The sequence below is a fragment of the Streptomyces sp. CA-251387 genome (assembly GCF_050936625.1).
Lineage (GTDB): Bacteria > Actinomycetota > Actinomycetes > Streptomycetales > Streptomycetaceae > Streptomyces.
This window is the reverse complement of sequence record NZ_JBNJMJ010000001.1, coordinates 613,891-638,464: the sequence shown is the minus strand read 5'-3', so window position 1 is coordinate 638,464 and position 24,574 is coordinate 613,891. Positions and strand designations below refer to the sequence as shown.

17 protein-coding genes are annotated in these 24,574 nt (G+C 70.9%); 4 read left to right on the top strand and 13 right to left on the bottom strand.

Features of this window, described 5'->3' with window-relative positions; genetic code table 11:
* Nucleotide 1 precedes the first annotated feature (1 nt).
* The 10 genes from ACQEV2_RS02825 to ACQEV2_RS02780 form a co-directional block, all read right to left on the bottom strand.
* Nucleotides 2–1,282 (bottom strand): O-antigen ligase domain-containing protein, encoded by a 1,281-nt coding sequence (locus ACQEV2_RS02825; RefSeq protein WP_433036152.1) that lies wholly within the window; start codon nucleotides 1,280–1,282, stop codon nucleotides 2–4.
* 1 nt (nucleotide 1,283) lies between these two features.
* Entirely contained in the window at nucleotides 1,284–2,813 is a 1,530-nt protein-coding gene (locus ACQEV2_RS02820) for a right-handed parallel beta-helix repeat-containing protein (protein WP_433036150.1), read from the bottom strand.
* An 8-nt stretch (nucleotides 2,814–2,821) separates the two neighbouring features.
* Nucleotides 2,822–4,780, bottom strand: coding sequence for an alginate lyase family protein (locus ACQEV2_RS02815; RefSeq protein ID WP_433036148.1), 1,959 nt, complete (start codon nucleotides 4,778–4,780; stop codon nucleotides 2,822–2,824).
* Entirely contained in the window at nucleotides 4,777–6,957 is a 2,181-nt protein-coding gene (locus ACQEV2_RS02810; RefSeq protein ID WP_433036146.1) for a bi-domain-containing oxidoreductase, read from the bottom strand. The genes ACQEV2_RS02815 and ACQEV2_RS02810 overlap by 4 nt, the downstream gene beginning before the upstream one ends.
* Before the next feature lie 17 nt (nucleotides 6,958–6,974).
* Nucleotides 6,975–8,909, bottom strand: a complete 1,935-nt coding sequence (asnB, locus tag ACQEV2_RS02805; protein WP_433036144.1) for an asparagine synthase (glutamine-hydrolyzing) — start codon at nucleotides 8,907–8,909, stop codon at nucleotides 6,975–6,977.
* 3 nt (nucleotides 8,910–8,912) lie between these two features.
* Nucleotides 8,913–10,433 carry a Wzz/FepE/Etk N-terminal domain-containing protein gene (locus tag ACQEV2_RS02800; protein ID WP_433036142.1) on the bottom strand — a complete coding sequence of 507 codons (1,521 nt, stop codon included), beginning with the start codon at nucleotides 10,431–10,433 and terminating at the stop codon, nucleotides 8,913–8,915.
* Complete coding sequence (locus tag ACQEV2_RS02795) at nucleotides 10,430–11,800, bottom strand: Wzz/FepE/Etk N-terminal domain-containing protein (protein WP_433036140.1); 1,371 nt, start codon at nucleotides 11,798–11,800, stop codon at nucleotides 10,430–10,432. Before ACQEV2_RS02795 ends, ACQEV2_RS02800 begins: the two co-directional genes overlap by 4 nt.
* Nucleotides 11,797–13,095, bottom strand: coding sequence for a glycosyltransferase family 4 protein (locus ACQEV2_RS02790; protein WP_433036138.1), 1,299 nt, complete (start codon nucleotides 13,093–13,095; stop codon nucleotides 11,797–11,799). The genes ACQEV2_RS02795 and ACQEV2_RS02790 overlap by 4 nt, the downstream gene beginning before the upstream one ends.
* A complete protein-coding gene (locus tag ACQEV2_RS02785) occupies nucleotides 13,052–14,368 on the bottom strand; it encodes a nucleotide sugar dehydrogenase (protein ID WP_433036136.1) in 1,317 nt (438 codons plus the stop codon). Before ACQEV2_RS02785 ends, ACQEV2_RS02790 begins: the two co-directional genes overlap by 44 nt.
* Nucleotides 14,369–14,471: 103 nt before the next feature.
* The gene (locus tag ACQEV2_RS02780) at nucleotides 14,472–15,950 is read right to left on the bottom strand and encodes a sugar transferase (RefSeq protein WP_433036134.1); all 1,479 of its coding nucleotides are present in this window, start codon (nucleotides 15,948–15,950) and stop codon (nucleotides 14,472–14,474) included.
* A 531-nt stretch (nucleotides 15,951–16,481) separates the two neighbouring features.
* On the opposite strand from ACQEV2_RS02780, the gene ACQEV2_RS02775 reads away from it, so the two are divergent.
* The 4 genes from ACQEV2_RS02775 (at nucleotide 16,482) to ACQEV2_RS02760 (ending at nucleotide 21,148) form a co-directional block, all read left to right on the top strand.
* On the top strand, nucleotides 16,482–17,438 hold the full coding sequence (locus ACQEV2_RS02775) for a GlxA family transcriptional regulator (protein WP_433036132.1): 957 nt from the start codon (nucleotides 16,482–16,484) through the stop codon (nucleotides 17,436–17,438).
* A 99-nt stretch (nucleotides 17,439–17,537) separates the two neighbouring features.
* Nucleotides 17,538–18,536, top strand: a complete 999-nt coding sequence (gap, locus tag ACQEV2_RS02770) for a type I glyceraldehyde-3-phosphate dehydrogenase (protein ID WP_433036130.1) — start codon at nucleotides 17,538–17,540, stop codon at nucleotides 18,534–18,536.
* Nucleotides 18,537–19,022: 486 nt separating this feature from the next.
* Entirely contained in the window at nucleotides 19,023–20,228 is a 1,206-nt protein-coding gene (locus ACQEV2_RS02765; protein WP_433036128.1) for a glycoside hydrolase family 64 protein, read from the top strand.
* Nucleotides 20,229–20,410: 182 nt separating this feature from the next.
* Nucleotides 20,411–21,148, top strand: a complete 738-nt coding sequence (locus tag ACQEV2_RS02760; RefSeq protein WP_433036126.1) for a hypothetical protein — start codon at nucleotides 20,411–20,413, stop codon at nucleotides 21,146–21,148.
* A 19-nt stretch (nucleotides 21,149–21,167) separates the two neighbouring features.
* On the opposite strand, the gene ACQEV2_RS02755 is transcribed toward ACQEV2_RS02760, so the two are convergent.
* The 3 genes from ACQEV2_RS02755 to ACQEV2_RS02745 all read right to left on the bottom strand — a co-directional run bounded on the left by ACQEV2_RS02755 (nucleotide 21,168) and on the right by ACQEV2_RS02745 (nucleotide 24,447).
* Nucleotides 21,168–21,551, bottom strand: coding sequence for a VOC family protein (locus ACQEV2_RS02755; protein ID WP_433036124.1), 384 nt, complete (start codon nucleotides 21,549–21,551; stop codon nucleotides 21,168–21,170).
* A gap of 192 nt (nucleotides 21,552–21,743) precedes the next feature.
* Nucleotides 21,744–23,069 (bottom strand): SufS family cysteine desulfurase, encoded by a 1,326-nt coding sequence (locus ACQEV2_RS02750; protein WP_433036122.1) that lies wholly within the window; start codon nucleotides 23,067–23,069, stop codon nucleotides 21,744–21,746.
* Entirely contained in the window at nucleotides 23,056–24,447 is a 1,392-nt protein-coding gene (locus tag ACQEV2_RS02745) for a family 2B encapsulin nanocompartment shell protein (RefSeq protein WP_433036120.1), read from the bottom strand. Before ACQEV2_RS02745 ends, ACQEV2_RS02750 begins: the two co-directional genes overlap by 14 nt.
* Between the last annotated feature and the right edge of the window lie 127 nt (nucleotides 24,448–24,574).

Here is a 24,574-nt window from a genome sequence, read left to right as displayed (position 1 = left end):
CTCAGGTCACCTCCGATCTCCGGGCCCAGCGCGGGATGTGTCGGCGAGGGACTTCGGGCGTCGATTCGGGTATCGAGAGGGGCGCGGTCTCGGCAGGTGCCGCCAACAGCGAGGCGGCCAGGGCCAGATGCAGCAGATATGGCGAGGCGTCGCCAAGACCGGCCTCGGTGTACGACGCGATCGCGCAGTAGCTGATCAGGAAGATCGCGCAGGCCCTCTGCAGCGACGGTGGCCGCAGCAACGCGACGCCACCCAGCACGATGATGATCGCCGCGACGAGGGTGACGCCGATCAGGCCCTGTTCCTGGTAAACGGCCAGCCAGCTGTTGTCGATCGGCAGCCCGCCGAACGACTTGTCGCCCAGGCCCATGCCGAACAACGTCTCCGAAGTCGACCGGGGCGCAGCCAGCAGGGCGTCCCAGACCTTGGCCCGACCGGTGAGGCTGGAGAAGTTGTCCTTGCTCTGCCCGCGCAGGAACCAGGCCTGCAGCGCGGAGGCGAACCCCACCGCGGCCACCACCGCACACAGCACCGCCCAGGTGAAGAACCGGCGGGCGGCGGCACTGGTCAGGATGAGCGAGCCGATGGCCAACGCCAGGCCGATGAACAGGCCGAGCGTGGCTGTCCGGGTATGGGTCAAGGCGAGCAGGACGAGTGACGGCACGATGACCACCGCCGCGCTGGCCCTGTCGGTCCGGCGGCCCAGTACGAGCAGCACGGTGAGCCCGATGATCACCGCGGCGTACTGTCCGATCTGCGGCGGGGTGAGCGGCCACAACGCGCCGACGAGGCGCCCGCCGTAGAGCTCGGGCAGGGCCGCGCCCGGTGAGATGGCCAGGCCGGCGGCCACCGACCCGAGCACCGCGAAGTACATCCGGATGTGGTGCCGGACGAACGTCAGGCCGCCGTCCCACCAGCGGCTGAGCAGCCATAGTGTGCTGATGAAGAGAGCCAGCCTGGCGCAGCGGAACAGCGCGCCGAACCCGGACTCCAGGTCCGCGCTGGAGATCACGCTCGGCACCAGCAGCAGGGTCAGCAGGAACACGTAGGCGCTCGCTCGGATGCGTAGCCGGAGGTTGACCGCGAGCGCCAGCGCGAACGCGGCGACCAGCGCGCCCATGGTGACCATCTGGATGAGGGAGCGGGGCAGCGGGACGATGGTCTTCGCCCCGACGGAGCCGAGCGTGTTGAGGATCAGCAACCCCCAGACGATCCCGACGATCCTCGGTGTGCCGGCAGGGCGCGGTTCGACACTCGCTGGTCGCCCGTGCTGCGTGTCCATCTCAATCACCGGCCCGTGGACCGAGGGTGCTGCCCGCGTCCTGCCGGTAACGCTTGCCCTGCCACTGCCCGAAGGTGAGCACCCGGCTCGGGTCGTGGGCGACGAACTTCCAAGGCCCGACGTAGACGTTGTCGTGCCAGTGGTTGTCCTGCTGGTGGGTGATGGCCTCAGCCACTCGCTCGCCCTGGTACGGCGACCAGTCCGGATAGGTGCCGTAGTTGGCGAGGACCGCCATGCGGTCGCACTTCTCCGTGCACTTGACGACGGACTTGTCCAGCACGAAGCGGTTGTCGTGGATGTCCACCCGCTGGGTCTTCCACCGGCAGTCGGCGTAGAGCGGTGGCTTGCCGATCGCCGGCTTCACGCAGCGGTCGGTGTCCTTCACCAGCAAGGTGCAGTCGCCCGACGAGGTGTTGGCCGGGCTGTTGCAGAACCGGTCGGCGTTCTCCCACAGGGTGATCCCGGACCAGTTGTTCTCCAGCACGTTCCGGTAGATCTCGATCTTGTCGGTGCGGGCCCGGACCCGTGGCTCGCCCCCGGACTCGGACACATAGACGGTCGCGAACGGGAAGCTGTCGCCCGCCTTGGCTTCCCGGCGGCCCTCGACCCAGTTGTTCCGCCGGATCGTGTTGTTCCGGATGACCGCGTTGTAGCTGGTCTCGTAGATCAGCGCGGCACCATCGTTGGCCTCCAGCACGTTGTTCTCGATGCGGAAGTCGTTGTTGTTGGTGTCCGCCCACAACCCTGTTCCGCGGTTGTCGTGCACCCAATTGCCGCGTACGTCGGCGCCGTTGACGGCCCAGAACTTGATGCCGCCCGTGCAGCCGCAGCCCTCCCGCCGCCGCTCCCAGTCGCCGGTGTTGTTGCCGACGATCTCGTTGCCCTCGACCACCAGGTCACTGATACGGCCTTTGGCCTTGTACGCGTTCATGCCGTACTGACCGTTGCCGCGCAGGCAGCTGGCGCGGACCCGCTGGCGGGCACCGGCCATCAGCCCGGCACCGGAGTTGTGCTGGATCGTCGCGTGCTCGATCACCCACCCGTCGGCCGAGTCATGGTTGACCACGCCCTCGTCGTGCGGCGCGACGAAACGCTGCACGGTCAGGTAGCGGATGGTGACGTTGCGGGCACTGCCGCCGAACGCGTACTGGTTCTTCTTCCCGCCGTCGAGCACCGCGCCCGGCGCACCGAGGTAGCGGTTCCCCTCCTTGGGGATCACCTGGGCGTAGCGGTCCGGGTCGAGCCTGTGCTTGCCCGGCCGAAGCCAGAACGTGGTGTTCGGGGGGCTGCTCTTGGTCTTCGCCGCCAGGTCACCGACCACCGCGGGGTCGACCGTCACCGCGCCCGCCGGCGCCTTCGCCGGCCCGGCCGCGGGCTTGGCGCACACCCGGGCCACGGGTCGGGCCGCGGACGGCGCAGGGGTCGGCTCCGCTGCCCGGGCGTCTGGCGCGCTGTCGCAGCCGGTCGCCGCCAGCAGGGCCAGCGCCAGCGGTGCCGCCGACCACGCCCAGTGCCGTCTCTTGATCCCCACGCGCCCCCCTAGCCGCGGAACCCGAGCACGGTGGTGAAGCCCTCCGCGCCCTCCGTGAAACCGGTGCCGAGCAGCGTGGTGGTGGGTTCCTTGCGCCCGAATCCTGCGGAGTACCAGCCCAACGGCGGGTCGGTCTCGCCGCGATGCGCCCGCCAGGACAGCTGCCCGGGCAGGTCGAGCACCGCGGAGCGGTCCTCGCCGTCCCGGGTCCAGGTGAGCACAGCCCGGTTCCCCACCAGGTCCGCGGCGATCGCCGGGCCGAGGTGGAACGCCAGTTGCACGGCCCGGCGCGGGCCGCGCACCTTGTCGACCACCCGCAGCTCCTGGTCCGCGGCCGTCAGTTCTACCCGGCGGCGGTGCACGGAGCCCTGGTAACCGTCGTGCTCGGCACACCAGCGGGCCACACCCTCGTCGGAGGTGTCCACGGCCAGGACGCGGGTGCGGGCATGCCGGGTCCACAGGAACGGGCCGCCGGAGACGGATTGGTCACCGCCGTCCAGTTGCAGGGTGTTGTGGCCGAGGGTGGACCGGAAGTACTGCCGCCATTCGGGCTGCCCGTGGTAGCAGTACGTCCCCGGGTCGGCGAGCAGGTCGACCCCGTCGTGCCGGACCTCCACGGACAGCGCGTCCGCGTGGGCGTGCGCGGCGATGGACAGGAATCCGTGCGGACCGCCGTCGCAGCGGCACCAGATCTCGCCCGGGCCGCGCAGGATGGTGAGTCCCGCGTCGGCGAAGTGGGATGGCCGCTCTGCCGGGCGGGTCACGGCCGGTGCGGTGCTGTCTTTCGCGTACGGCCGGATGAGCGCGGCCAGCAGCGGGGTGCGCACATCGGTGCCGGTCACTGTCGGCCACCAGTCGAGCCGGCCGAACACGGCGTCGCCGGTGGCCAGCAGCGAGGCCCAGCGGTCGGTGCCCGAGCCGTCCACGATCAGACCGTGCCCGTCGTCCGCGTCGCCCTGGCGTGGGGGCCGTAACCGGCTGTCCACGACGGCCGCGAGCGCGTCGGTCATCTGCAGCAGCACCAGCCGGACGGACGCGGGGACCGGCACGTCGGCGGCATCCGCCTCGGCCACCGCGGCCAGGCCGAGTTCCAGCACAAGGCCGTGATACTCGGTGGCCAGCTCGCGGTTGAGGCCGGAGGCGAAGGTGTTGCCGCGCAGGTGCCGCTCCAGCGACCGCAGCGCGTCGGCTCGCCAGCGCCCCGAGGAGGGGAACCACCCGAACGCGCAGGCCGCGGCGAACTGCCCGGCGGCCTCGGCGATGACGTGGTTGTTCGCCGAAGACCCCCGGCTGGGGAAGGCGGCCAGCCAGCGCTGGTGGTGCCAGATCTGGTTCAGCGCCACCTGGTTGTCGTCGAACAGCCCGGCCGCGCCCGCCCAGCCGTCGAGCAGCCGGCGGATCCACACCCAGGACAGCAGCCGGATCCCCAGCTCGATGCCGCTGATCCAGTGCACGCCCCGCAGCGGCGGGTTGGCCGCCCACCACGACCGCAGGTGCTCGGCCACACGCTCGGCGTACCGCTCGTCCCCGGTGATCGCGTAGGCGGCGGCGAGCTGGGTGAGGTACTGGTGCCGGGACAGCTCCCAGATCTGCTTGATGTCCCCGACCGCGTCCTCGTTGCGGTACGGCACTTCGAAGGCGTAGCCCCACGGAGCCCGGCGCCCGGTCTTCGGGTCGTACCACCAGTCCGGGTCGGTCAGGTCGTCGCGGACCACTCCGAAGTACTCGGCGTGCCCGTACATCAGCCGGTCCGCCTCGGCAATGAGCCGTTTCGCGGCGTCCGGAGAGATTGCGGCGATCGTCCCGGCGGGCAGGACGGCGGTGAACCGGGCGCCGGTCACGCTCGGGCAGTCCGGCAGCGCCGACCGCCACCGCCGCCTGCGCACCGCGTCGCCCACCCGGCCCGCGACCTCCTGCGGTCCCATCCGGGACAGCCGCCGCAGGTACCAGCCCGCGCTCATGGTCATCGCGCCCGCTCCAACGTCACCGGCGCACCACTGGCCAACCCGGCGGACACGGCGAGCGTGGCCGCCGTGGTGGCGACCAGCGACTCCAGCGGCACCGGCATCGGCCCGCCGGTCCGCACGGCCTTGACGAACGCGGCCAGTTCGGCGTTCTGGCCCTTGTCCCGGGCCTTGGGCAGCCGCGAACTGACCCAGCGCTTGCGGCCGTACACCGAGGCACGGACGAAGTCGTCGAGCCGCAGCGCCTTGCCGTCCGCGACCAGGTCCAGCGTCTCCTTGGGGAGGCCGGCCGGGCCGGTGGTGACGTAGCTGATGGTGGCGGTGGACCCGTCCGGGTAGCGCAGTACGACCTGAAGGTCCTCGTTGCCGGACGGGGCGACCGCGTACACCGAGACCGGATCGGCATCGAGCAGCCAGCTCGCCGTGTCGATGAAGTGCCCGCCCTCGCCGGCGAACCGCGAGCCCTCGGTGCCCTGTTGGAGGTACCAGCTGCCGTGCTGCAGCCGGCCCGCGTTGACCAGGTAGCGGAGGTTCGCCGGACCGGTCCGGGCGCCGAACCGCTGCTTCGCCTCCCGCAGCAGCGGCGCGAACCGGCGGTTGAAGCCCACCTGGAGCCGGTCGTTGCCGGACTCCTCCACTGCCGCGAGCACACCGGCCAGTTCGTCCTCGGTGAGGGTCAGGGGCTTCTCCACGAACACGGTCTTGCCGGCCAGCAGCGCCTTCCGGGTCAGTTCGGCGTGCGAGCTGTGGCGGGTGACGACGAACACCGCGTCGATGGACTTGTCGCCCAGCACGGCGTCGAGGTCGGTGGTCGCCTCGGCGAAGCCGAACTTCCGCTGCGCGTTTGCCGCGGACAGCGCCGTCGTGGTGACGACGGTCGACAACTCGACACCGTCGCGCTGTGCCAGGTGCGGCAGCAGCATCGACGTCGCGTAGTTTCCGGCGCCGACGAACGCGAGGCGCACCGGTGTCTTGGCGGCCCGGGCCGGACTCCGCTGCACGTTCACCGCGGGCAGGGCCACCGCCGGGGCCGCCGCTTCCTCCGCGCTCCCCTCCTGTCGGGGGTATTGGAACAGCACGGCCACGGCCTTCAAGTCGCCGTCCTTCAGACGCTGGTACGTCTCGACGGCGTCGTCGAAGTCGGCCACGTGGGAGATCAAGGGCTCCACGTCGACGCGGCCGCGGGCGACGAGATCGAGGAAGCACGCCAGGTTGCGGCGCTCGGTCCAGCGCACGTAGCCGATCGGGTAGTCGCGCCCCTCCAGCTCGTACTCCGGGTCGTAGCGGCCGGGACCGTACGAGCGGGAGAACCGGACGTCGAGCTCCTTCTCGTAGTACGCGTTCCACGGCAGGTCCAGACGGCACTTGCCGATGTCGACGACCCGGCCGCGGTCCCGGCTCAGCTTGGCGGCCAGCTCGACGGGCTGGTTGCTGCCGCCGCCGGCGGCCAGGTACACCTGGTCCACGCCGTGTCCGCCGGTGAGTTCGGCGACGGCGGTCTCCACGGCCGCGGACGCGGGGTCGCCGCAGGCCGCGGCGCCCAAGTGCTCGGCCAGCTCGCAGCGCACCGGGTCGGGGTCGGCGCCGACGACGCGGACTCCCGAGGCGGTGAGGAGCTGCACCACCAGCTGCCCGATCAGGCCGAGGCCGATCACGAGTGCCACCTCGCCGAGCTGCGGCTCGCCCTGACGGACGCCCTGCAGCGCGATCGACCCGACCGTGCCGAAGGCCGCGTGCCGCGGCGCGAGGCCGTCCGGCACCGGGACGTACAGGTTCTTCGGCACCCAGTTCAACTCGGCGTGCAGCGCGTGCTCATTGCCGGCGCAGGCCACGAGGTCGCCGACCTTCACATCGTCGATCCCGGCGCCGACCTGCTCGACCACCCCGCACAGCGAGTAGCCCAGCGGCGTGTAGGAGTCCAGCTTGCCCATCACCTTGCGATAGGTGGCGGGCACCCCGTTGGTGGCCACGCTCTGCATGACCTTGGCCACCTGGTCGGGGCGGGAGCGGGCCTTGCCCAGCATCGACATGCCGGCCTCGGACACCTTCATGAGCTCGGTCCCGGTGGAGATCAGCGAGAAGGCGCTGCGGACCAGCACACCCCCCGGCTTGCACCCCGGCACCGGAACGTCGAGCACCGCCAGCTCGCCGCTCTTGTAGTTCTGTACAACCTGCTTCACCCGAACTCCTCTGATTCCTAAGCCGTTAACCGAGTGCTCTGGCCGGACCCAGAGGTCGCGTCGCGATACCAGTACTCGAGGGTCAGTACGTGCCACAGATGCTTGGAGAAGTCCCGCTGCCCGGCGGCGTCCTCGGTGACCATCCGCGCCAGCGCGTCGCGGCGCAGGAGCCCGGAACGGACGAGCACTCCGTCGTTGACCACCTCGCGCACCAGCGGTGCCAGATCCCGGCTCATCCAGGCCCGCAGCGGGGCGCTGAACAGGCCCTTGGGCCGGTACACGATCTCCCGGGGCAGGATCGAGGTGGCCGCCTCCTTGAGGACGGCCTTGCCCTGCCGTCCGACGATCTTGCGATCACCGGGCACGGCGAACGCCGCCTTCACCACCTCGACGTCCACGTACGGCACCCGCACCTCGGTCGATGCGGCCATGCTGGAGCGGTCCGTGTACGTGAGGTTCAGGCCCGGCAGGAACATCCGGGCGTCGGTCAGGCACATGCGGTTGACGAAGTCGTCGAGGTCGTTGTCCTGGTAGGTGTCCGCATGCTCGGTCAGTACGTCGTCGACCGTCCCGGCCAGGTCCGGGTCGAGCAGGGCGAGCAGCTCGCCTCGGTCGTACATGGTGTAGCTGCGCCGGAACGCGGTCTCCTCCGGCAGATCGGCGAAGGAGAGGAACCGCTTCGCGAAGCGCACCGACCGGTACCCCCGGCGGGACGTGGCGACCGGCAGCCGGTCCACGACCGCGGACACCCCGCGCCGCAGGGGCCGCGGGACGCGCTGGTAGCGCAGCGCGATCTGATTGGCCAGGTGCTTGCGGTACCCGGCGAACAGCTCGTCGGCGCCCATCCCCGAGAGCATCACCTTGACCCCGGCCTCCCGGGCGGCCGAGCAGATCAGGAACGTGTTGATCGCGGCGGGGTCGCCGATCGGCTCGTCCAGGTGGTACGTCATCTGCGGCAGCAGGTCGAGCACGTTCGGGGCGATCTCGATCTCGTGCAGGTCGACGCCGAACCGCTCGGCCACCTGCCGGGCATAGCGCAGGTCGTCCGGCATCGCCTCGAACTTGGCGTCCTCGGCGCGGAACCCGATCGTGTAGGCGGAGATCCCGGGTTGGTGGCGGGTAGCCAGCGCGGTCAGGTAGCTGGAGTCGAGGCCGCCGGACAGGAAGGTCGCCACGGGGACGTCGGAGAGCAGGTGGCGCCGGGTCGACTCCTCGACGATGGCGGCTATGTCCGGCTGCTCGCCGGCCCGCGCCCGCTCCCGGCCCTCGGCGGCGACGTCCTTCAGATCCCAGAACCGGCCGCGCTCCACCCGGCCGTCGGGCCGGCACCTCAACCAGCTCCCCGGCGGCAGCTTCTCCGCTTCGCGGAACGCGCACCGTGAGTCCGGCACCCAGTAGTACAGCAGGGAGGCCACCAGCGCCCCGTGGTCCACCTCCAGCGACCCGCCGGTCGCGGCGGCGAGCGCCTTGAGCTCGGAGGCGAACACCAGGCCCTCGCCGCGCCGGAGCAGGAACAGCGGCTTGATACCCAACTGGTCGCGGGCAAGCACCAGTTCTCCGGTGCGCTCGTCGAAGATCCCGAACGCGAACATGCCGCGCAGCCGGGGCAGGCAGTCCGTGCCCCAGCGCCGCCAGGCCTCAAGGAGCACCTCGGAGTCGGACGTACCGCGGAAGCGCACCCCGGCGGCTGCCAGCTCGGCACGCAGCTCGGGCGCGTTGTACAGCTCGCCGTTGTAGGTGAGGGCGAGGCCGTCCTTGACCATCGGCTGGGCGCCCGTCTCGGACAGGTCGATGATGGCCAACCGGCGGTGCCCGAGCTGCACTTCGCCGTCACCGACGGAGTGGCCGTAGCGGCCCGCCCCGTCCGGACCGCGGTGGGCGAGGGTGTCGGTGAGCCGGTCGGTCACCAGCTTCCCGTCCGGCCATCGGTAAGTACCCGCGATGCCACACATGTCCTACCGCGCCTCCTGGTCGTTGCCGGGGACGCGTGCGGCCCACATCGGCTGCCGCTCCGTCCGCGGCTCGCTCGTCCTGTTCTGCCGGGGCAGCCGCTCGGCACGGCCGCGCAGAGCGGTGCGCAGCCCGTCCCACAAGGTGCCGTCGGTCCGGTCGCGCGGATCGGGGTCGATCAGCACCACACCGATCACCGGAATGCGCTGGTCCGCGAGCTGCCGTGCCACGGTGTGCAGCCAAGCGGCGCTGCCGTGCCCGGCTCGCACGACGAGCACGGTCTGAGTGCCGAGGTACTGGAGGTCGGTCCACGCCGTGCCGGGCGCAACCGAGCCGACGCCGAGCCGGAGCTCCTGATGCGGCACGGCCGCGGCACGCTCACCGCTGACCACGGTCGGGTCGCCCGGCTCCGGGCGGCGGCCCGCGAGCTGCGCACCGGGCAGACCGTCGACGACGACCACGGGCCCGTCCTCCGCCAGCGCCCGGGCGAGGTCCACGGCGATCGCGCCCGTGCTGCGCGCACAGCCCAGTTCCAGCAGCGACAGCGGTTCCGCGGAGCCGCGCACGGTGCGGGCAAGGGTCGTGGTGAGGCGTTCGCGTGCCGCCCGGGTCCGTCGGCGCCGCCACAACCTGCCCGACCGGCGGGGCAGTTCCGCGATGACCGAGGCGCCCAAGTTCGCCGCGATGTCCCGGCGCAGCACGGGGCGGTCCGCCACCACCGTGCCGACCGCGGCCAGCGCGAGCCCGAGGACGAGTCCGAGGACGAGCCCGATCGCGGCGTTGGTGGCAGCGGCCTTGGGCAGGGAGTGCCGTACCGCGCGCGGGGCGTCCACGATCTGTGTGCCGGCGACGACCTTGGGCGTGCCGGTGCGTGCCTCCGCGGCGCGCTGGTCGAAATCGGCGATCCGCGAGTTGAGTTCGGCCCGGCGGGCGAAGAGCGACTCGATGCTGGCCGACGCCTTCGCGTCGTTCTCCGGCGATCGGTCTCCGATCTCCTTGTTGACCTGGGCGAGTTCGTCCCGCATGCGGTCACGCTGGTCGAGCAGGGCGTCGGCCTCGGCCGTCGCGGCTTCCTGCATCCGCCGCACATGGTCCGCGACGAACGCCTCGGCCAGCGCCTTGGCCCGGCCCACCGCGTCCGCGTCGCTGTCACCGGTCACATCGATCTGCAGCAGGTTGTTGGTCAAGCCGGTGCCCCGGTAGTCCCGCATGAAGTCCTCCGGTTTGTCCGGGGACTTGAGTGCTTGCAGGGCCTTGCCGGCGATCCGCGTGGTCTGCAGCAGCTCGACGTCGGTGCGGATCAGCGTTCCGGTGTCGTTGGGCTGGTCCTCCCGATGCGCGACCAGCACCTTGGTCACGGCGCTCGGCGGCGGCGGTAGCAGGACCGCCACCGCCGCGCCGGCCAGCAGGCCAAGGAGCGCCATGGCGTACCAGAGGCGGCGGCGCCTGCGCACCGCCACCACCAGCCCCTGCAGGTCGAAAAGCGCAGTGGCGGCCGACGACTCCGAAGTCGTGCTCGTCGTCACGCTGTACCTCCCGTCGCGTGGCCGCGAACCGCGAGCGCCAAAGTGGCGTCGTCCGGAGGTTGGGCGGCAGACCGTGTGGGGCGGACCTGGACCGTGCCGGCGACGACGACGCCGACGACCTCATGCCCGCCGTCCGCACACGCCTCGGCGATGCCGGCGAGCTCCTCCGCGGTCCAGCTGCCCGCGCTGAGGACGACCAGGGCACCGGACTCGGTGTCGCGGTCCGGCACCATCGGCCGGTCCACCGAAACCTCCACCACCCGCAGCTGCGGATCGCTCTCGGCCTCGGCGACGAGCTGCCCGGCGGCCCGGCGGGCGATCTCGTCGCCGTCCGGGACGACGACCAGCAGCCGCCGGGGGGCCGGCAGCTGGTCCCGCAGGCGAGCGCAGACCCGCCGGTAGCGGATCCGCCTGTCGGCCTCGTCGCCGGACCTCTGCGAGGTCGGTATGTCCCACCGGGTGTCGAGGCCGAGGAGCCGGCGGATCGAGGCTCGCGGGCCCCCGCCTTCCGGCCGGTGCGCGCGCCGCTCACCGGGCACGTCGACGGCGCCCAGGAGCGCCGAGCCCAGCGCCGCGGCGATCTCCGGTTCGGTGCGCAGTCGGCGATTCATCCGTGCGGCGACGAGATGGCCGATGACCGCGAGCAGGAAGAACAGCACCGCCCCGGCGACGATGAGCTGCATCCTCGTCGGCGGCGCCTCGCCGGTCGGCCGGGCGGCCGGCCCCATGACGACCATGCCGGCCTTGTTGGTCGCCGGGTCGGCCTCGTCCAGCTTCTTCATGGCCTCTTCCAGGGAGGTGCGCAGCTTCTCGAGCGCGGTGCGGGCCTGCACGCTCTCCACGGTCTGCCCCGGGTCGGCCGCATTGGCCAGGTCGGTGATGCGCCGGTTGGTCTCCTCCACCTTCTGGCGCAGCGCTTCGGCTCCCGTAACCGCTTCGGCGTCGGTGCCGCCGCCCGCGATCCGCGCGGCGAATTTCACGAACTGCTGGGCCACCAGGTCGGAGAGCCGCTGCGCGCGCTCCGGGGTGTCGGCCGTACCCGAGATCGTGATGATGTTCCCGTCGGCGGCCTTGGCGCTCACGCGGTCCCGCAGTTCGGTGCCGCTGACGCCGGACCAGTGGAGAGCGGCGGCCGCGCGGTCGACCACCGTCGAACTGGTCGCGATGTCCACCTGGGTCAGCAGCTCGCGCTCCTCCCACTGCCCCGGCAGCAGTACCGATGCCGACGCCGTGTAACGGGGCGGGAGCACCACCACCGAGGTGCCGTAGCCGACAAGTGCGCCCACCACGGCGAGGACGGCGAGCAGCCGCCACCGCCGACGGAGTATCCGCCCGATCGTGACGAGGCGGATCGTGTCATCGCTCAACGGCGCTGCCTCTTCCCTGTGCGGACCGGGTCGCCCGACGACACCGAGGTGTGGTCACGGCATGCGGCGGCGTAGGCGGCGAGCAGCGACGCCTGCGAGTTCCGCCAGGAAAGCTGCCCGCTGATCCGCTCCTGGCCGGTCTCGCCCATCCGGGCCCGCTTCTCCGGATCGTCCAGCAGCAGCGCGATGAGCTTGGCGAATTGAGCCTCGTCGTTGGCGGGCGCGTAGACGGCGGCGTCACCGGCGGAGACGCGCGCCTCCTTCAGGTCGAACGAGACGATCGGCCGGCCCATCGCCATGTACTCCAGGACCTTGTTCATGGTCGACACGTCGTTGAGCGGATTGCGCGGGTCGGGGGAGAGGCACACGTCCGCGGTGGACAGGTAGCGCACCAGGGCGGCGTCCGGGATGCGCCCGGTGAACTGCACCTGCTCGGAGAGCCCGAGCCGCCGGGACAGCTCCACCATCGCGTCGAAGGCGTCGCCGGCGCCGACGAACACCGCATGCCAGTCGGTCCGCCCGAACTCGTCGCGCAGCTTCGCGAGGGCGCGCAAGGCGTAGTCGACGCCGTCCTGCGGGCCCATGACGCCGAGGTAGCACAGCAGATGAGGCTTGCCGCGCTTCAACTCCGGCTCCGGCGGCACCGGTTGGAACCGGTCGATCTGCGGCGCGCTGCGCACCACGAACACGTCCTCCGGCCGCCGACAACCGCGGCGTATCGCGACGTCCCGATAGCTCTCGTTCGTGGCGAGCACGATGTCCGCGGCCCGGTAGGTCCGCCGTTCCAGCGCGCACACGGCGCGGTAGAGCAGGTCCTTGCCGCGGTCGAACCGGGAGAGGTACAGCTCGGGTACCAGGTCGTGCTGGTCGAAGACGAACCGCGCGCCGCGCCGCTTCAGCCACAGTGCCGGCAGGAACAGCAGGTCGGGCGGGTTGCAGGCGTGGACCACGTCGACCGGGCCGACCTTGCGGGCCAGCCGGACCGTGTGCCACAGCGCCGATCCGTACTCCCGCAGGTAGCCGGCCGGTCCTCCGGTGGCCGCGCGTAACGGGTAGCGGTGGATCCGCACCCCGTCGATCACCGCCTCGGGTTCCGTGTCCCGTTTCTCCCCCCGGGGGCAGATGACGTGCACCTCCCAGCCCGCGTCGCGCAGCGTCGTGCACTCCTGCCACACCCGCCGGTCGAACGGCACCGACAGGTTCTCCACCAGAATCAGCGCGCGACGGGCCGTCCCGTCGCCGCGTATTGCGTCACCAAGCAAGGCCCACGTACCCAGGTTCGGCCCGGCGCGCATCGGCGTCGGGAAGGTGGATGAGGTCGACGATCGCCGGGCCGTCCCCATGGGGCAGCGCCGAAAGGACGGCCGGATCCCTGGTCCCGACCAGGCACACCTCGGCGTGTTCGAGCACCTCGTCGACGGAGTCCGCGAGCAACTGCGCGAGGTGCGGCAGCCGGCTCTCGATGTACTCGCGGTTCGCGCCGAGGAGCCGGGAGAGGCTCACGTTGGCGTCGTAGATCTTCAGGTCGTAACCCTTGCCGAAGAGCCGCTCCGCCAGCTCGACGAGCGGGCTCTCGCGCAGGTCGTCGGTGCCGGGTTTGAAGGACAGCCCGAACATTCCCACCCGGCGCTTGCCGGTGCGCTCGACCAGGTCCACCGCGCGCTGCAGATGGTCGGAGTTGGAGGGCAGCACATGGGAGAGGATGGGCACCGAGACGTCGGCCCGCTGTGCCGCGTGGACCAGGCTGCGCAGGTCCTTGGGCAGGCAGGAGCCACCGAAGGCGAAGCCGGGCCGCAGGTAGGCGGGGCTGATGTTCAGCTTGCGGTCGGCCAGGAACACGTCCATCACCTGGTGCGAGTCCACCCCGAGCGCCTGGCACACCGCGCCCAGCTCGTTCGCGAAGCCGATCTTGAGGCCGTGGAACGCGTTGTCCGCGTACTTGATCGCCTCGGCCGTCGGGACGGGCACCCGGAACACCTCGCCGGGCACGCCGTCGTACAGCGCCAACACCGCGTCGCCGCTTGCCTGGTCGAGTTCGCCGATGACGGTCTTGGGCGGGTCGAAGAAGTCCCGCACGCTCGTGCCCTCGCGCAGGAACTCCGGGTTGACCGCGACCCCGATGTCCACCCCGGCCGTGCCGCCGACGTATTTCTCCAGGATCGGTACCAGCAGATTGAGGCAGGTGCCCGGGAGCATGGTGCTGCGGAACACGACGGTGTGCCGCCCACCCCGCTCGGCCAGCGCGGCGCCGATCTGCTCGGTGACCCGCTCCAAGTACGTGGTGCACAGGCTGCCGTTGGGCTCCGATGGCGTGCCCACGCAGACCAGCGATATCTCGCTGCTCATGATCGCCTCGCCGACGTCGACGGTGGCGCGCAGCGCTCCGGTCCGCACGACCTCGGCGATGAGCTCGCCGATCCGCTCCTCGACCACCGGGGCCTTGCCGTCGTTGACCAGGTCGACCTTCACCTGGTTCACGTCCACCCCGATGACCTCGTGCCCCATGCTGGCCAGGCACGCGGCCGACACGCAGCCCACGTAGCCGAGCCCGAAAACGCTGACTCTCATGACCCGTCTCTCCCCCCAGGCAGACCCTTGTGGCCTGCGGTCCCCCAAAGCAGGCCTATGTGGCCTGCGGTCCGCGCGCCGGCCTGACGACGGCCCCCGCGCATCAGTAGGCCCCCTGGCCGTAGAACACCGCACGCAGCGTCTTCCACAAGATCACTGCGTCCAGGGCGAGCGACCAGTCCTCCACGTACCGCAGGTCGAGGCGGACCGCCTCCTCCCATGGCAGGTCGCTGCGTCCGCTGATCTGCCACAGGCCGGTGAGCCCGGGCTTGACCAGCAGCCGCCGCCGGATGTCCGGGTCGTATGCGGCGCACTCCTCCGGTAGCGGCGGCCGCGGTCCGACGAGCGACATCGATCCGGTGAGCACGTTGAAAAGCTGCGGAAGCTCGTCGAGCGAGTACCGGCGCAGCACTGCTCCCACCCGGGTCACCCGCGGATCCCGGCGGAGCTTGAACAGCAGGCCCGCACCCTCGTTGTGGTCGGCCAGCTCGGTACGTGCCCGGTGGGCCCCGACGACCATGGTGCGGAACTTGAGAATGGTGAACTCGTGGCCGTCCTTGCCGACCCTGCGCTGGCGGTAGAACGCCCCGCCCCGACTGTCCACCGCCACGAGCAGTCCGACGAGCACCATCAGCGGCGCTAACAGCACCAGCAGGATCGCCGCGCCCACCCGGTCGACGACCCCCTTGATCGCCCGGCGGCCCCCGGTGAAGGTCGGCATGCTGACCCGCAGCAGCGGGATCCCGAGCACCGCGTCGACGTGCAGCCGCGGGCCGGCCACCTCCATCAGCACCGGGGCCACGACCATCTCGGTATCGCTGCCTTCGAGGTTCCAGGCCAGCCGCTGCAGCCGCTCCGGTGACCAGTGCGGGTCCGGTGTGACCGCGACGACACGGTAACCGTCGTGGCTGACGTGCTTGGCGACGTCCGCCAGTTGACCGACGACGGGTACTCCGTCCAGTTGGTCGCCGTCGAGCCCGCGACCGTCCGTCGTGCACACCGCCTCCACCCGCCAGCCGATGTGCGGGAACTTCCGGGTCCGGGTGATCAGATCGCGCACGGTGGCCGGGCTCCCGGCGGCGAGCACCGGTCTCAGGCACCGTCCTTCCTTACGCTGTTTGTGCAGCCACAGACGGAGCAGATACCGCTCGGTCATGGTGACGAGCGCGATCGCGGGGATCGCGACGAAGATCCACAGCTTGATGTTGCGCGAGGTGAGGGCTATCCCGCCGAGCGCCAGTACGACCGTCGCCGCGAACAGTGAGCGTCCGAGCCGGCGGAATTCCTCGGCGCCCTGGCCGAGCACGGCCGGAGCCCACGCCCGGCCCACCGCAAGCGCCGCCAGCACCAGCAGCTCGGTGCCGAATGCGAGAATCCCCCATTTCTCATGCCAGTTGGCCGCATCCCGGGCCCCGAAGAAGTTGCCGATCGCCGCCACCACGAAGGCGGTGGCCACGGTATCGCTGGTGATCACCGCACGGCGGTACCGCTGCTCCCAGCCGATCGCGGTCTGTCTGATCGCCCCGTTCGTCAGACGCCCGCGCGCCGACGGAAACGGGTCGACTAATTCCCCCTGTTGCACAGGACCCCCCCCATGTCGCCAGTGGCTCGACGTGTTCGCCCAGCACTGCTTCTCCCCCGGGAGGCACCCCCGCCCCCCGCGCCGAGCTGATCCTCCCCTCGGGAGGCCCCCGCCCCCCGCACATGAAATCCCCGCTGTTTCAGCGCTACTTGAACAAGGCACCCGGGCGGCAGCGGACTCGCATGTCCTGACGGACTCTCGCGGTGCGCGGCAACCCGTCGAAACCTCGGGTGCTCTCCGTACCCAAGGCCCCCCTCCCGGGCTCCAAGTACTGATCACTCACACGTCCTGGCGCCGGAGATGCGGCTGGCCCTGTGTAGCGCCGGACCTATGGATCGTTACTCGTCGCTTCGTGTCCCAACAGCCGAAGCACGGTCAATCTAGACCATCGGGGCCCAGTGTGTAGAGGGGATGTGTGTAATTTGTGTTCAAGCTTTGAGGCCGGGGCAATCGCCGACCAGCTGGCCCTCGTCCTGCACGCTCGTTCGGCGCTCCGCTGCCGGGCCGCGCACCCCTCGTACCCTGGTCCCCGTGCCATCCACCCGCCTCCACCGCGTCGCCGTCCTCGTGCTCGAAGGTGCGAAGCCGCTCGATGTCGGCATTCCCGCGCAGGTGTTCACGACCCGGGCGAGCATGCCGTACGAGGTGCGGGTCTGCGGTGCGGAAACGGGTCTCGTGACCGGCGGCGACGGCCTGTCGTACCACGTCGCCCACGGCCTCGACGCGCTTGCGTGGGCCGATATCGTCTTCATCCCCGGTTACCGGTCTCCGGACCGCGACGATCCGCCGTCGGCCGTCGTCGACGCGCTGCTCGCCGTCCACGATCGGGGCGCCCGGCTCGCCGCCATCTCCACGGGCGCCTTCGCGCTCGCCGCCACGGGTCTGCTCGACGGCAGGCGCGCCACGACGCACTGGCATTACTCGCGGGCGCTCAAGGCGAAGCACCCACTCGTCCGAGTAGACGAGAACGTCCTGTTCGTCGACGAGGGCAGCGTGCTGACGTCGGCCGGCGCGGCGTCCGGCATCGACCTGTGCCTGCACATTCTGCGCAGAGACCTCGGCGTGGCCGCGTCGAATCACGCGGCCCGGCGGCTGGTCGCGGCCCCCTACCGCAGCGGCGGTCAGGCGCAGTACGTGCCGCGCAGCGTGCCCGAGCCGCTCGGCGAGCGGTTCGCCACCACCCGCGAGTGGGCACTGCACCGGCTCGGCGAGCCCCTCACCCTCGATGTGCTCGCCCGGCACGCGGCGGTCTCGCCGCGCACCTTCTCGAGGCGCTTCGTCGAGGACACCGGGTACACGCCGATGCAGTGGGTCATGCGCGCCCGCATCGACATGGCCCGTGAGCTGCTGGAGCGCTCGGAGCGGAGCGTCGAACAGATCGCCGCCGATGTCGGTCTGGGCACGGGCACGAATCTGCGGCTGCACTTCCATCGCATCCTCGGCACCACTCCGAGCGAGTACCGGCGCACGTTCGCCCAGGGCGAGTAGCGTCCGCCTGGCGGGATCCTTTCGAACCGTGGCGCTTACGCCGCGGTCATGGGCGGCGGCCGTAGGCGACGCTGGTGGCGAACCGAAGGGAGACCTCTGATGACTCGTATCGCCGTCAACGGATTCGGCCGCATCGGGCGCAATGTGCTGCGCGCGCTGCTCGAACGCACCAGCGACCTCGAGGTCGTCGCCGTCAACGACCTCACGGAGCCCGCCACCCTCGCGCGGCTGCTCGCGTACGACTCGACGGCCGGCCGGCTCGGTCGCCCGGTGACCGTCGACGGGGACGCCCTCGTCGTCGACGGACGCCGCATCAGGGTCCTCGCCGAGCGCGAGCCGGCGCAGCTGCCGTGGGCCGAACTCGGCGTGGACATCGTGCTGGAGGCGACCGGCCGCTTCACCTCGGCCAAGGCCGCCCGTGCCCACCTCGACGCGGGCGCGAAGAAGGTGCTCGTCAGCGCGCCGTCGGACGGCGCCGATGTCACGCTCGCGTTCGGGGTGAACACCGACGCCTACGACCCGGCCCTGCACACGATCGTCTCGAACGCCTCGTGCACGACCAACGCGCTCGCGCCGCTGGCCGCGGTACTGGACGAACTCGCCGGTATCGAGCACGGCTTCATGACGACGGTGCACGCCTACACGCAGGAGCAGAACCTGCAGGACGGTCCGCACCGCGACGCCCGCCGCGCCCGCGCCGCGGCCGTCAACATCGTGCCGACCACGACGGGCGCCGCCAAGGCGATCGGCCTCGTGCTGCCGAACCTCGACGGAAAGCTGTCGGGCGACTCGATCCGCGTGCCGGTCCCGGTGGGCTCGATCGTCGAGCTCAACACGACCGTCGCACGCGACGTGACACGCGACGACGTGCTGGCGGCGTACCGCGCCGCGGCGCAGGGGCCGCTCGCCGGCATCCTGGAGTACTCGGACGACCCGCTCGTGTCGTCCGACATCACCGGCAATCCGGCCTCGGCCGTCTTCGACTCGGCTCTCACCCGCGTCGACGGACGTCACGTCAAGGTGGTCGCCTGGTACGACAACGAGTGGGGCTTCTCGAACCGCGTGATCGACACGCTCGAACTCCTCGCCACCGGCTGATCGGACGCCGCGGCGACACCCCGAGCTGCCCCATCGGACGTCGAGGACAGGTCCCGACGGCAGCTTCGCCCAGTACGGGGCAACGTGGGTGGATCCGGGACCGGCGTGCGTGGTGAGGTGGCCCGGCCGTCGTAGCGCCGAGACCGCCGTGCGGCGCAGGCGTGCGGCACGGGCCCGCAGGTGCCTGCGCGGCGTTCGCCGTCGTGTTCGGGTGCGGTGCGCGGGCAGCCGCCCACGCCCTCGCGGCGGTGGGGGAGCACGCCGAAGGGCGGTCTGTATGAGCGGACCGGTGCCCGAACCTACGGACGCCGTGCGCCTGCGTTCGGCAGCCGCCGTCCCCCTCGAAGACGCCGGAACGGATCGTGCGCCGACCCCCTGTCCCCGGACCACCTCCTCCCGACGCATTGACAGGTCTGGACCAAGGCGCAACGCTGAGAGCGCTCTCAGAATCTGCCCGAATCGGCCATCGTCGAACGGAGACAGAGCATGTTACGGACACTCAGACATCGGACCCGGGCCGCCGGGTTGGCCCTCGCCGCGGTCCTCACCGGCTCCCTGCTCGTGACCGGAGCGGAGACGCCGGCCCACGCCGCCGTCCCGGCGACCATTCCTCTGAAGATCACCAACAACTCGGCCCGCGGCGAGCAGGTGTACATCTACAACCTCGGCACCGAACTGTCGACCGGGCGGCAGGGCTGGGCCGACGCCGGCGGCGGGTTCCACCCCTGGCCGGCGGGCGGGAACCCACCGACCCCCGCGCCCGACGCCGCGATCCCGGGCCCGGCAGCAGGGCAGTCGGCGACCATCCGGATGCCGAAGCTCTCCGGCCGCGTGTACTTCTCCTACGGCCAGAAACTGGTGTTCAAGCTCACCACCGGCGGCCTGGTCCAGCCCGCCGTACAGAACCCGACCGACCCCAACCGGAACATCCTGTTCAACTGGTCGGAGTACACCCTGAACGACTCGGGCCTGTGGATCAACAGCACACAGGTCGATATGTTCTCCGCGCCCTACGCAGTCGGCGTGCAGCGAGCGGACGGCAGCACCGCAAGCACCGGCCGGCTCAAGCCCGGCGGATACAACGGCTTCTTCAACGCCCTCAGGGGGCAACCCGGAGGCTGGGCCAACCTGATCCAGACCCGCCCCGACGGCACAGTGCTGCGCGCCCTGTCGCCGCTGTACGGAGTGGAGACCGGTGCGCTGCCGGCCACGGTCATGGACGACTACATCAACCGCGTCTGGCAGAAGTACTCCACCTCGACCCTGACGGTCACGCCGTTCGCCGACCAGCCCACCACCAAGTACTACGGCCGGGTCTCCGGCGGCGTCATGCGCTTCACCAACAGCGCCGGCACCGTCGTCACCAGCTTCGAAAAGCCGGACGCTTCCTCCGTCTTCGGCTGCCACCGGAGGCTCGACGCACCGAACGACCTCGTACGCGGCCCGATCTCGCGCACGTTGTGTGCCGGGTTCAACCGCTCCACGCTGCTCGTCAACCCCCAGCAGCCCGACTCCAATGCCGACGCCTTCTACAAGGACGTCGTCACCAACCACTACGCCCGCAAGATCCACGCGCAGATGTCCGACGGGAAGGCGTACGCGTTCGCCTTCGACGACGTGGGCCATCACGAGTCACTCCTGCACGACGGCAACCCACGCCAGGCCTACCTGACGCTCGACCCGTTCAGCTGATCACCTCACGGCTGTACAGGACGAACGACCGCGGCCACCGACTGGCCAGGCGATAGAGTCCAGATGTGCGTTGATCTTCCGGGCGGCGGCCATGTGCAGCCGCAGACGGTGCAGGGCGCCTCGCGTAACAGGGGGCGCCCCAGCAGGCGTATCCGTCACTACTCCACCCGGAGATCCACACCATGACTGCTCAGCCGCCTCTCACCTACGACGCGTTCGTCGAACTCGCCGCCGCTGATCCAGCCGTCGTGGGCCTCGTCCTCAAAGGCTCCCGGGCTCACGACGGCATGATCACCCGGCACTCCGACCACGACCTGTACGTGATCCTCGCCGATGACGCGACAACCGATCTCGCCCGGTTCGCTGGCCACCGCACCCCCGAACTCGACCTCGTCATCGTCTCTCTCACCCAGTTCCGTGCAGCCGGGATGCCCGGTTTCGAGCGCTACGCCCTCGCCCGTGCCCAGATCGTGCTCGACCGGCTCGACGGGGGCATCGCCCGGATCCTTGCCGACAAGGCCCGTCTGGATGCCGACGAGGCATTCCGCGACTCCGGCGGCCGGCTCGACGCCTACGCCAACTCCCACTACCGCTCCGTCAAGAACCACCGGGACGGCCAGGCTCTCGCTGCTCGCCTCGATGCCGCCGACAGCGTTCGGTTCCTGCTGGAGCTGCTCTTCGCTCTCGACCGTCGCCCCCGCCCCTACAACAAGTACCTGGAGTGGGAGCTCGCCCGACACCCTCTGCCCGGATGGGACACGGACATGCTGCTCCGTGCCGTGGACCGCATCTCGGCAACAGGCGACGTATCCCTGCAGCGCCACCTCTTCACCCTGGTCGAGGCGGCTGCCCGACGAGCCGGACACGGCGAGGTGCTGGACGCGTGGGGCGAGGATCTCGACCTCATGCGACCTCATTAGGGGCCCAGGGGGAGGCCGGTCAGACGGGCTGGAGCCGGGTGCGCAGGAGGCAGAACTCGTTGCCTTCGGGGTCGGCCAGGACGTGCCAGCTCTCGGTGCCGGTCTGGCCGACGTCGGCGGGCCTGGCGCCGAGAGCGAGCAGCCGCTCCAGCTCGGCGTCCTGGTCGCGGTCGGTGGCGTTGACGTCGATGTGCAGTCGGAGCTTCCCGGTCCGTGGGTCGCTGCTGGGGCTGAGGACGAGGGTGGGCTGCGGGCCGCCGAAGCCGGCGTCGGGCGGCCCGATCTCGATGCTCCCGTCGGCCTCCCGGCCGAGTTCGACGTAGCCGAGGACCCCGCTCCAGAAGGCGGCGAGCCGTTCGGGGTCGGCGCAGTCGATGACCAGCTCACTGATGCGGCATGCCATGCCGTCAGCGTACGTGGACAACCCGAGAGCCGACCGTCGGCCGCGCCCATGAGGGCGACGCGCCGGCATCAGCCGGCCCGAGCAAAGGGAGCAGCCCAGCCGGACACCACCGCCCTCGATTCCGCCGCTGACGGAACGGGGTCCGCCCGGCTCTCCAGCCGCACGGACCCCGCTGATTCCCCACTCCCGTCGTCAGCCGGTCCGCTGCAGTCTGTGCAACGACGCGACGAGCTGGTCCACCTCCTCCGACGTGTTGTAGAGCGCGAGCGAGGCGCGCGCCGCCGACTCCAACCCGTAGTGGGCGAGGGCCGGCTGCGCGCAGTGGTGGCCGGCGCGGACGGCGATTCCGTCCCGGTCGAGCCAGTCGGCGACGGTGGCCGGGTCCTGCCCCGCGAGCGTGAACGTGAGCACCGCGATACGGTCGGGCGCCGAGCCGATCAGCTCCAGTCCGGGGACCGTGGCGAGGGCCTGCTGCGCATACGACATGAGCCCTTCCTCGTATGCGGCGACGGCCTTGCGGTCGAGGGACGTCAGCCAGTTCAGGGCGGCGAGCAGTCCGATGACTCCGGAGATGTGTCCGGTACCGGCCTCCATCCTGTGCGGGACGGCCGCGAACGTGGTCTCCGCGAAGCCGACGGACTCGATCATGTTGCCGCCGCCCTGCCACGGTGCCATCCCCGCGAGGAGTTCCGGCTTCGCGTACAGGGCACCGATGCCGGTCGGCGCGAAGAGCTTGTGGCCCGAGAAGGCGTAGAAGTCCGCGTCCAAGTCCTGTACGTCGACGGGGAAATGAGCGACGGCCTGGGCGCCGTCCACCAGGACCCTGGCCCCGTACCGATGGGCGAGTACCGTCATCTCCCTGACGGGCGGGACCGTGCCGAGGACGTTCGACGCGTGGCTGATCGCGACGAGCCGGGTGCGCGAGGACAGCAGGTCCGCGTACGCCTCCTGGTCGATCTCCCCGTCCGGCGTGAGGGGGAGCGGCACGAGCCGGGCCCGCGTCTCCTTGGCGATCATCTGCCAGGGCACGATGTCCGAGTGGTGCTCGAGGACCGGCACCAGGATGTCGTCCCCGGGCCCGAGGTTGGCTCGGCCCCAGCTCTGCGCGACGAGGTTGATGGCCTCCGTGGTGCCGCGCACGAAGACGATGCCGTCCGGGCCCGGGGCCCCGAGGAAGTCGGCCACGGCCGCCCGGCCCGCCTCGTACGCCTCGGTCGCCTCCCGCGCCATGGTGTGGGCGCCGCGGTGGATGTTGGAGTTGGCGGCGCCGTAGTAGGCGGCGAGCGCCTCGATGACCTGACGTGGCTTCTGGGTGGTGGCCGCGTTGTCGAGCCAGATGAGGGGGTGGCCGTTGACGGTCCGGTGCAGGATCGGAAAGTCGTGCCGCACCGACTCGGCGGTGAAGGCGCCGGGTCGGCGTGAAGTCGCCTTGGCCGGGAGATGCGTACCCGACTCGGCAACAGCGCTCTGATCCGCTGCTGTCGGCGTCAGCCACGCCATGACGTCAGGCGTAGTCATGGTACTTGGACACCTCGACGTTCTGGAGTACGGCGATGGCGTCGTCCACCAGCACGGCCGTGTTGAAGTAGGCCGTCATCAGGTAGGACGTGATGCCCTTCTGGTCCATGCCCATGTTCCGCATGGACAGGCCGGGTTCGACCTCGTCCGGCACGGCCGCGGGGCGCAGGCCCACCACGCCCTGCTCGGCCTCGCCGGTCCGGATCAGCAGGATCTCGGTGGTCCCGGCGGCATCGCCCGAGCCGCCCGGGCAGGGCACCTTGTCGGAGGGCAGCAGCGGCACGCCCCGCCAGGTCAGCAGCGGACTGCCGAACCGGCTGTCCGTCACCGGGGGTACTCCCCGCCGCGTACACTCCCGCCCGAACGCGGCGATCGCCCGTGGGTGCGCGATGAAGCAGGCGGGCTGCTTCCACACCCTCGCGAGGAGTTCGTCCAGGTCGTCGGGGGTGGGAGCGCCGGTGCGCGCCTGCACGCGCTGGCCGGCCGGGACGTTGTGGAAGAGCCCGAAGTCGGGGTGGTTGAGCATCAGGTTCTCCTGCCGCTCGCGCAGGGCCTGGATGGTCAGGTTGGCCTGCGTCCGCGTCTGGTCCATCGGGCCGTTGTAGAGGTCGGCGACGCGGGAGTGCACCATCATCCGCGTCTGGGCGAGCGTCATGTGGTACTCGCGCGGCGCGTCCTCGTAGTCGACGTAGGTGCTCGGCAGGTCGACCTCCCCCACATGGCCGCCGCTCAGGTCGATCGGCGCCTCGCTGCCGGGCGCGGGCATGTCGCCCGCCGCGTACGAGTCCACCGCCCCGCGCAGCGCTTCGTCGCGCTCCATGAGACCGGCGAGGGCGGACCGCTCGGCGCGCAGGGCGACGCCGGGAGTGACGGCCTTGACGGTGTACGGCAGGGGCTCGCCCTTGGTCCACGCCTCCAGGTCGAAGTACTGCCCGTCGCCGATGACCTGGATCAGTGCCTCGTCGCCGTACCGCCCGGCGGCCCGCTTCTCGGCGCGGCCCCGGACGATCACCCACAGGTGTTCGGCGGTGTCGCCCTCCTGGACGAGCACCTGGCCGGCCTCGAAGCTCACCTCGGTGAAGGAGTCGGCCAGGTGACCGAGGAGCGCGTCGTCGGTCTCGCGCAGGTAGGGGATCTCGCGTAAGTCGCCCGGAACGACGCGTGGACTTCCGTCGTCGGTGTGGGTGCTGATGCGGTCGTCGCCCAGGACGTAGGTGCGGCGCCGGTTGACGCGGTAGACACCCGATTCGACGTCGACCCAAGGAAGGGCGCGCAGGAGATAGCGCGGGGTGATACCGCGCATCTGCGGGGTCGTCTTCGTGGCCGTCGCGAGTTGCCGGGCGGCGTCGGGGCTGAGGCTGATGCGGTCGGTCGACACAGGGGCCTCCTCAGGCGGATTGCTCCAAGAGCGGACGTCTGTACGAGCGACGCCGATCGTGCAGCCGGCATCCGGCCCTCACAAGATGCGCAGGACACCGTTCGGCGGAGCCCGGGCCGAAAACGCT